This window comes from Paenibacillus sp. 01T422, assembly GCF_056398785.1.
The window spans coordinates 1-9,104 of sequence record NZ_JBFTQB010000160.1; the positions used below are offsets into that span (position 1 = coordinate 1).

Genomic DNA, 9,104 nt, shown 5'->3' on the forward strand with positions numbered 1-9,104 from the left:
TTCAGCAGCTTCTTAAGGTTCGGTGCATATTTGTCGATCAAATCGTTTAATTTAATGATTTTTTTATCTAAAATGGCTTTTTCCGGTCCACCGGGGTATCTGACGACCGCACCGCTAGTTGCTCCCCAACTAGCTTCAATGACATCTGGCAGCTCGTTCGTCGCAACCATTAAGTTGAATTGCTCTTGCGCCTGTGGAACCTCAAGTGGCGGATGCTGAAACTCAACTTTGACGCCGGTTACTTTTTCAAGCTCCTTGTACATCCCCATCTCAGCGTATGTTTTCATCTGACCTGAAGCTGCAGGATGATTCGGAACCCAGTACGATAATTTAGTCAACTTTGGCGGCTCTGCGCTATTGCCTGTTTGCGGTGCAGCCGATGAACTATCGGTTCCCGAATTACTGCTGCAGGCAGCTGCCGAAGCCACCAGAGCTGAAAGCAATACGACAGATCCAACTTGTTTCAAACGTTTCTTCATTCTTCATGCCTCCCTTTATATGAGTAACCCTAAGCTTGGTTGGCACCGTAATCGTCATCCAGCACCTGTTCCCAAGTATGCTTGCTCGGCCCCCACCTGACTACTGCCTAGTTCTCATTCCCGTTGTATTTAAGTAAGAAAAACAGGCGATATGAGAATTCATCAGTCCATATTAGAAATCGTCAGTAGCCAATAGGAAAGAAAGAAGCAGCCCCAAGAGGCTGCCTTTTATGCGTCCGAGCTACTGATTTCCGGCAACATCGTTTCACGGTATTTACCCGGCGTTACGCCTTCGAGCTTCTTGAATGCTCGGATGAAAACGACATCATTGTTGTAGCCAATCTTTTGAGCGATCTGTACAATGGTGAGTTCTTTGTTCTCCATTAACTGCTTCGCTTGTTGAACACGTTTATGTGTAATGTAATCCAGCAGGTTTTGTCCCTGATGTTTTTTGAAGAAGGTAGAAAGATATTGCGGTGTCATCTGAATACGCTCCGCAATCTGTGCCACGCCAAGGTTCGAGTCATCAATGTGCTCGTGAACAATGCTGATGATTTCCTCCAGCCGCTGCGAACTATGATCAGATCGATCCACATTAAATGAACGGGTAAGCGTCTCATAAAGCTCCTTCGTTTTCGTGTACATCCCCTGCGCCGTTGGATGACTGAACACTTCTTTGATCGGATCGAAGTCAGCGCCAAGCACTTCCTCCTGATTCGTATTCGAGGAGTTAATAATTTTCAGAAGCGTACTCGTCACGTTGAAAAACAAACATTTGCCTAACTCTGGTGTCATATGACCGGAGTCAAAATTCATCGCATATATTTTATCAAGCAGCTTCTCCACATTCTCGGCATCCCCGCTTCGGACAAAATTAATCAGCTGGATCTCACTTTCAAGCGGGTAGTAGTAATGCTGTTTAACTTCGAGGATATCCTGGAAATGGATCGTTGCATGTTTCCCAAGAATCAGCCTATATTCTAGAGCTGCCAACGCTTCTGGATAGGAATCCCGAATGGCTTTGGGACCCGAATGAATCCCGCCAACGGCAATCGTGATGCCAATTTGAAATCTTTGCGAGGTGATGCTAAAAAGCGATTCAGCGATATCCCGAATATCGGATTCAGCGAATTCCTCCCGATTTGATGCTAGATTCATGAGAAGTGCAATGCGATCTCGGTCTAGTTCGACCGAAAATCCTCTATGATTCGCTGCAATCAAATCCGCGCCAATATTTGAAATAATAAATCTTGCATGTGCCCATTGCTGTTCATCTTCTTCCGCTGCAGCAAACGGAATGTCCTCGATCTTAACGAGAAKCACGGCAAAGCTGTCGCTTGTAAATTTCAAATTCATAAATTGAAGTGAATCTCCGTTCGCTGCCGACACATCCACATCCATGTGACCATTGAGAAGACGGGACAAATAGTTGGCCCGAATGAACGGAATCTGCTGCGCTAGTGTCATGCGCAAGTTCTTCTCTTCATGGATGGAGCCCTCGACGGTTTGCCGAATAAACTCGTATTCATTCGAGGACGGGCGCCTGATCATTTCTTTTCCACGCATGATCGCGTTTACTGTCTTTTGGAGAGGTTTGTACGTGCGGTAGGCACCTATGCTGACAGCCACTAGACCACAAATTAAGCATAGAATGAACAGACCGATTGACCAACTCTGGATTTGATTCACCTGCTGCATGAAAACGTCATTGGGCATGATCGATACGTATTTCCAACCAGCTTTTTGCGATGAGGTAACCGAGACCACTTGGTCAACGCCTGCGAGCCGGTAATCAAACGGGCCTGAACTTTCTTGGATGCGCCCCAACAAGTCGGATGGAAATGGGGAATCACTATTGCTCATAATGGTTTTCCCTGCATGATCGATAATATAAACGGCGCTATGACTGGCAGACTCCATCTGCGCGAACAATTCCTTTACTTGATCACCATCAATCAGCACGATGAAGCTTCCGAGATTCTGCGATTGCGATTGAACGGGAAGTGATTGCATATAAGTAATCACATTCTTCGGGACTTGCTCTTGCGCGTTCGATAAGGGAGCAACCGGTAAGTAAGACATTTTATGCTCCGTGTCCAGAAGCTGGTGCCACCCCTCGTAGGACATGTCCCTATAAGCGTAGTAAATGGAATAGAAGGTCCGCGAATCCGCTACCAAGTCCGGTTTGACAATGGTATCGCTGTTTGCAAAGTATACATAATAATCGAGGATAAAATTACTGGTCATACTGTGATACTTACTCATTTTGTCGCGCATGAATTGGATAAATTCATATTTGTCTACATCATTTGAGTTGGCAGGGATTCTAAGCATGTAATCCAGCTTCGGATCAAATACAACTTGGCGCATTAAGGTATCCACTTCTGCCAATTTGTTATCCAGTGACAGCTTCAACTGCTCGAGCATGGCGCTATTCGATCTTGTCGTGCTCTTCTCCAAGCTTTGTTCCACCTTGGTGTACAGAAAAAGCCCCATTGCAAGCGGTATCAAAAGTATAAATAAGTTGGAGGCGATGATCGTTGAAAGCGCACTTTTGCGGCTATTGACAAGGCGTAAAATGAAGGGCAATTTCAAAACAAACCCACCGTCCATTCCGTAAACGAATTTATTAGAAATTGTATCTTCTCTTCACCAAAGTTGCAATACAACATTTTAATCCTTGGTTTGGCCAACAAAAACATACACTTCTATGGACACCGGCACCAACTTCTCTCGTTACGTATCGGACACAGCTACTAAGGGAACTGGAGTCCTCTATTTTGGCGAAAACGAGATGTTTCCTCTCCGAGCGGAACTGCAGGCGCTTATTTAGCCGCCATCACCCGTTATTCGGTCCAAATTGGCACAATAGTGGACTGTAGTTCCGCATACACGTGGAAAATGGTCCTTTCCAGTGAAATAGCGAACTGTAGTGCCCCTCCGACACCTATGTCAAAAGAAAAACCTTCCCATTATTCATAAGGAAGGTTTTGGTGTTAACTGAAGGATCCGTTAATTCTTTTATTTTTAATGAATGTACGGAATAAATACCGAACCATCGGTCCTACAAGGAAAAGTTGAAGAGGGAAAGCAAAAATAAAATTTTTAACTACGATCATAAAATAAGTTCCTAGTAGTGAATCTCCATTCAGTTTGTTAGCAAAATAGGCATTTCCTAACCCATAAAGAGACATGCAAAGAACCATGCCACTCACCATAAAAAATGCAAGAGATACAATCACCAGTATCTTCTTAGATTTGTCATAAGGTAACGAAAAAGCAGCCTTCTTAGCCACAGGACCAACAATGAATAGCTCCAATAAGGAAGCAGTAAGAAAGACGAGAATAAGCTGAAGAAGTATTTCTTTCAAAGATATCGTGCCCATCAAGCCATTGGTAAATAAATTATAAAATGTCATGCATACAACCATTCCACAGCACATCATCAGCCCAAAATAAAATTCTTCTTTCTTCGTTGTTGGCATTTACATCATCCTCTCTGTTTACTTTTGTAAGTATAGAGAAAATGAAAACCTCCGTGTAAGTGAACAATTCGTGAACATTATGATGATTGTGCAAAGGAGCAATCACCTAGCATGATGCGGTGAAAACAAAAATGCAGCCTGCCTCATCTTAGAGGGATGGCTGCATCTAGTATTCATTCGCCTATAGATCTGTACGAAGACTCCATAATTCAGGGAAATAACGCTGCGCAACGACGTGTTTCAAATACTCAACACCCGCTGAGCCTCCTGTCCCCGACTTGAATCCGATAATCCGCTCAACGGTTACCATGTGGCTGAATCGCCATTGTTGTTGGCGGCTGTCGATATCAACCAGCTTCTCCGCAAGTTCATATAGATCCCAGTAGCGCTCCACATCTTGGTACACGGTCAACCACGCGGCTTTGACGCTGGCATTTCCCTTGTATTCCTGCGACCAATCTCGCTCCAAATGATCTTGATCAATGGCTAAGCCACGCATAGAAAGAGCTTTGACCGCAGCATCATAAAGGCTAGGTTCGTTAAGAGCTTGGCTCAATTGTTGGTGGAGCTCCGGTTGGTGCTCATAAACAGACAGAACTTTGGTTTGCTTGCCTCCCAACAGGAATTCGATAAGCCGATTCTGGAAGGATTGGAACCCCGATGAACGGCCTAGGCTATTCCGGAACTGCATATACTCCGCCGGAGTCAATGTCGATAGAACATCCCAGGACTGGATCAATTGCTGCTGGATTCTAGAGACACGAGCTAACATTTTGAAAGCCGGCTCCAAATTATTATGATGAATGAGTAGACGAGCAGCTTCCAACTCGTGCAAAATCAGCTTCATCCAAAGTTCGCTAGCTTGATGGATAATGATAAATAGCATTTCATCGTGATGCCCAGATAGTCGTTGTTGACTGGACAGTACTTTATCGAGTTGGAGATAGTCACCATAGGACATTTCTTTTGAAAAGTCGCCATGAATGCTGGCATCCGCTTTGGGTTGTGTATGTTCGTGGTTCTCTGAATTGGACACTGTTATTCACTCCTATTATTGATTGTGTACGTCGATGATTACAAGGAGCGCAGAACGGCCCTGACAGGACTTCCATCTGCCTCAACAAGCGGTAGAGGAAGGGCAATCAGTTCATAATCGCCAGGCTCAATATGTGCCAGATTAATGCCTTCCAGAATATGAATATCGTAGGCATGCAAGGCATGATGGGCGGACAATACTTTGCTATCAAGTGGGTCAACAGAAGGAACATCGACACCGATAAGCCGTATTCCTTTTTCCGCTAAATAAGGCCCTGCATCCTCTCTCAGATAGGTAATTTCTGTAGGAAAATCCTTCGGATTTGTCCAAGAATTAGTACGAATGAGCAAACGCGTGATGCCGTCCAGATCATACGTCTTCAAATCCTCTGCGCCGATACTCGATTTCCCCGTTAAATCAATAACCCGCGCAGCTCCGATGTACAGCTCCAGATCTAGCTCCATGACCTTCCGACCTTCATTGTCAAAATGGAATGGCGCATCGATATGCGTGCCCGTATGGATACTCATCGTCAGTTTCCCTACATTCACTGAACCGCTTTGTTCCTTCGTCCAACTGACCTCGTAAGAGAAAGGCGTATCCCCGGGCCAAGTCGGCACTCCTGTTAGCAATGGGCGAGAGATATCAAACATGGTCGTCATCCTCTCCTTTCAACATATGGCAGATCGCCTGTTAAGCGACTACGTCGCGTGTATTCTCGAACTTCTCGTATTGCTTTTCAACCATGATCGCTTTTAATCGCCGCACAGTCTCCCACACCTCATCGTAGGTTGTATAGAGCGCAACAGGGGCTAGACGAATAATGTTCGGAGCTCTGAAATCAGGGATAATTTTATTTTCTTTTAACGATTTACAAATCCGAGCTGCTTCCTTATGCTCCAAACAGACATGGCCGCCTCTGCGCAGATCATCCCTTGGATTCCCAATTGTGAAGCCCATTCCGTCCAATTCCTGTTCAATCAAATCGATCATATAAGATGTAATATGCAGGGATTTTCCGCGCAGATTCTCGATCCCGGCATCTGCGAACATTTCCAAAGACCCAATGAGTGGAGCCATACTTAAGATATGCGGTGTGCCAATTTGAAAAGCACCTGCATTCTCTGCCGGAACAAAATGATGCTCCATATCAAATTGTTTGTCTTTTCGTGAACCGAACCAACCTGCCAAACCTGGCGATCGGCCGAAATGTTTGCGATTTACGTATAAGCTTGCCGCACCGCCTGGCCCATTGTTCAAATATTTGTAGTTGCACCAAAATGCAAAATCAACGTCCCATTTACTAAAGTGATGGGGAACTGCTCCTACTGAATGGCATCCGTCGAAGCCAATGAGAATGCCACGAGCATGAGCTTCAGCCGTTAACCGCTCTATATCGAGCAATTGACCGCTGCGATAAAGTACCGTCGGCAGAATAATCAATGCTATTTCGTCCGTCATGGCCGCAATAATATCATCTTCCTCAATTGTACGCCCATCGCGGCTTCCCACCTGCACCAAATGTTCTGACGGATCGTATCCATGCAGCAGCAATTGACTTTGAAGTGCATAAATATCAGATGGAAACGTCAGTTCATCCGCCAAAATCTTCGTTCTGCTGCCCTCAGGCTTATAAAAAGTCGCCACAAGCTGATGTAAATTCATTGTCGTGGAACCAGTCACGATAATTTCATCTTCTGATCCGCCAACTAATGGGGCGCTCAAGGCTGCTAATTTTTCCGACAAATAAAACCAGGGATATTGGCCTTGCAGCCAGCCATCAATTCCTTGCGTTTTCCAAGCATCAACGACTTCCAATAACGTTCGCTCTGCTCGTCTGGATAACAGGCCTAAGGAGTTGCCATCCATATAGATCGATTCCGAATTCATATAAAACTCATCTCGAAAACGGGCTAGCTCATCTTCTTTATCAAGTTGCCGGGCAAATTCTTGGGAGTAATAAAAAGGTTCTCTGGACATAAAGCCCTCCTTGTGAATTATAGAACTAGATCGAATCGTGCTTATCTTACTTAAAATCATAGATGTCGTCAATTATTATACTATGGTTAATTAGCTTGCGGACAGAGGAATCTCTGATAATCGGACGGAATAACCAACCTAACTCTACTTCTCTTACTACTTTACTTTTTATTTCTCTTTCCACACTATACTGTTCTAATATTTCTCCACTCACCTTACCTCTCTACTGTCCCCACCTTTTCTGAGTACTTAAACATGCTTGAAGTTAGCGTACTTCCAGCTCTCATTGGATGAAATCCAATGAGAACGCCGTGAAGACATGTTCATTCTTCTTTTCGTTGGATGAAATCCAACAAGGGCGGCTAAAATGGCGCTAATCCCCCACAAAATTCATCGCTTCGTTGGACTTTGTCCAACGAGAATGACATTTAAGCGTCAAAAATCTCCTGTTCGTTGGAATTCATCCAATGAGCTTGACTCACCTTAGGCGCCGCCCCCCATCGACCCCATCTGAAACAAAAACAAGGTTGAAAACACTCTCCAACCCCGAAACTTCATGCCAAAAAAGCCCCCTCAAGGGGACTTTTCTACAAGATTGATAGGTGTTTCTCCTTATTCAACCAAGCTACTAAGATTTAATCGAGCCAACCATCATCCCTTTAATGAAGTGCTTTTGAAGGAATGGGTACACCAGCATAATCGGGATCGTCGCGATAACGATCACCGCCATCTTCAGTCCTTCCGGGGAAATGGACAGCAGCAATTCAGACGATACGTCAGCCGAGCCCAAGTTATCCGTAATAACAATTTCACGCAGCCGCACCTGCAGTGGAATCAGGGACCTGCTGCTGATGTAGTAAATAGCCTGCGAATACATATTCCAGTTTCCGACGGCGTACATGATCCCCATCGTAGCCATAACCGGCTTCGATAACGGGAGTACGACGCTCCAGATCATGCGGAACTCGCCGCATCCGTCCATTTTGGCAGAATCAAACATCTCTGTAGGCAGTGTCATAAAGAAAGACCGCATGACGAACAAATTGTAGGCACTAATTGCTCCCGGAATGATCAAGACCCACAACGTGTCGAGCATGTGCAGATTTTTGAGAAGCAGGTAGTTGGGTATAAGTGGCGCATGGAAAATCATCGTGAACAGCACCAGTAACAGAGCCGGTTTCCTGTAAATATATTCAGCTCGGGACAAAGGATACGCCAAGCTTGCCGTTGCAATTAAATTTATCAATGTACCGAACACCGTGATAATGACACTGTTTCGGAAAGAAATCCAGATCGAAGGGTCCTTCAGAATCATGTGATAATTCTCAAGCGTAAAGCCAACAGGCCAGAGCCCTACGGTTCCGCTGTTAATTGCAACCGCATCGCTGAATGACTGCGAAATGACATTCAAGATTGGAAGAAAACTCATAAGGCCGATCACAAGCAGGAGAATCATATTAAATAACTGAAATGCGCGCTGTCCTTTTGTTAAAATCACGTTCCCTATTCCTCCTTTTGACTGAACTCATGTTAGTACAAGCCGTTACCAGTCGTTCTTTTACTAAGCGTGTTACCGAGCATAATAAGCAATAAGCCAATAACCGATTTGAAGAGTCCGATTGCTGTTGTATAGCTGTATTGACGATCTATAAGACCAGCGCGGTAGACGTAAGTATCCAGGATTTGACCATTCTCACTATTTAGTGAGTTCAAGAAGACGTAGACCCTTTCAAACCCGAAATCCAGAAAGCTTCCGATATGCAATAAGAACAAAATTGTAATGGTAGGCACAATCGAGGGAAGGGTGATCGACATCACCTGGCGGAACTTGCCCGCTCCATCAATTTCAGCTGCTTCATAGAGGTCTGGGTTAATGCCCGCGATAGCGGCCAAATAAATGATGGTTCCCCATCCGCTATCCTTCCAAATCCCTGAGGTGATTAGAATTGAACGAATGTAGCTGTTTTCACCAAGAAAATAAATAGGCTCAATATGGAACAAACCTAAGATGTGGTTGAAAATACCTGTAGTTGGTGAAAGAATTCCGATTACAATCCCGCCTACGATAACCCAGGACAGAAAATGCGGCATATAAATGACTGTCTGCAGCACTCTTTTATACCC

Annotated in this window: 7 protein-coding genes and 1 pseudogene; all 8 read right to left on the reverse strand. The window is 44.7% G+C overall.

Annotated features, from left to right (window positions below):
* A pseudogene (locus tag AC1DUA_RS11555) lies at window positions 1-479 on the reverse strand (extracellular solute-binding protein); the annotation flags it as partial.
* A 228-nt stretch (window positions 480-707) separates the two neighbouring features.
* The gene (locus AC1DUA_RS11560) at window positions 708-3,074 is read right to left on the reverse strand and encodes a helix-turn-helix domain-containing protein (protein ID WP_477499887.1); all 2,367 of its coding nucleotides are present in this window, start codon (window positions 3,072-3,074) and stop codon (window positions 708-710) included.
* A gap of 401 nt (window positions 3,075-3,475) precedes the next feature.
* A complete protein-coding gene (locus tag AC1DUA_RS11565) occupies window positions 3,476-3,964 on the reverse strand; it encodes a DUF2798 domain-containing protein (RefSeq protein ID WP_477499888.1) in 489 nt (162 codons plus the stop codon).
* Between the two features lie 181 nt (window positions 3,965-4,145).
* Complete coding sequence (gene kynA, locus AC1DUA_RS11570) at window positions 4,146-5,000, reverse strand: tryptophan 2,3-dioxygenase (protein WP_477499889.1); 855 nt, start codon at window positions 4,998-5,000, stop codon at window positions 4,146-4,148.
* 38 nt (window positions 5,001-5,038) lie between these two features.
* Window positions 5,039-5,653, reverse strand: a complete 615-nt coding sequence (kynB, locus tag AC1DUA_RS11575; protein ID WP_477499890.1) for an arylformamidase — start codon at window positions 5,651-5,653, stop codon at window positions 5,039-5,041.
* A gap of 40 nt (window positions 5,654-5,693) precedes the next feature.
* Window positions 5,694-6,980 (reverse strand): kynureninase, encoded by a 1,287-nt coding sequence (gene kynU / locus AC1DUA_RS11580; protein ID WP_477499891.1) that lies wholly within the window; start codon window positions 6,978-6,980, stop codon window positions 5,694-5,696.
* A 628-nt stretch (window positions 6,981-7,608) separates the two neighbouring features.
* The gene (locus AC1DUA_RS11585) at window positions 7,609-8,436 is read right to left on the reverse strand and encodes a carbohydrate ABC transporter permease (protein ID WP_477499893.1); all 828 of its coding nucleotides are present in this window, start codon (window positions 8,434-8,436) and stop codon (window positions 7,609-7,611) included.
* Between the two features lie 74 nt (window positions 8,437-8,510).
* On the reverse strand, window positions 8,511-9,104 hold a 594-nt coding region (locus tag AC1DUA_RS11590), incomplete at its 5' end, for an ABC transporter permease subunit (protein WP_477499892.1).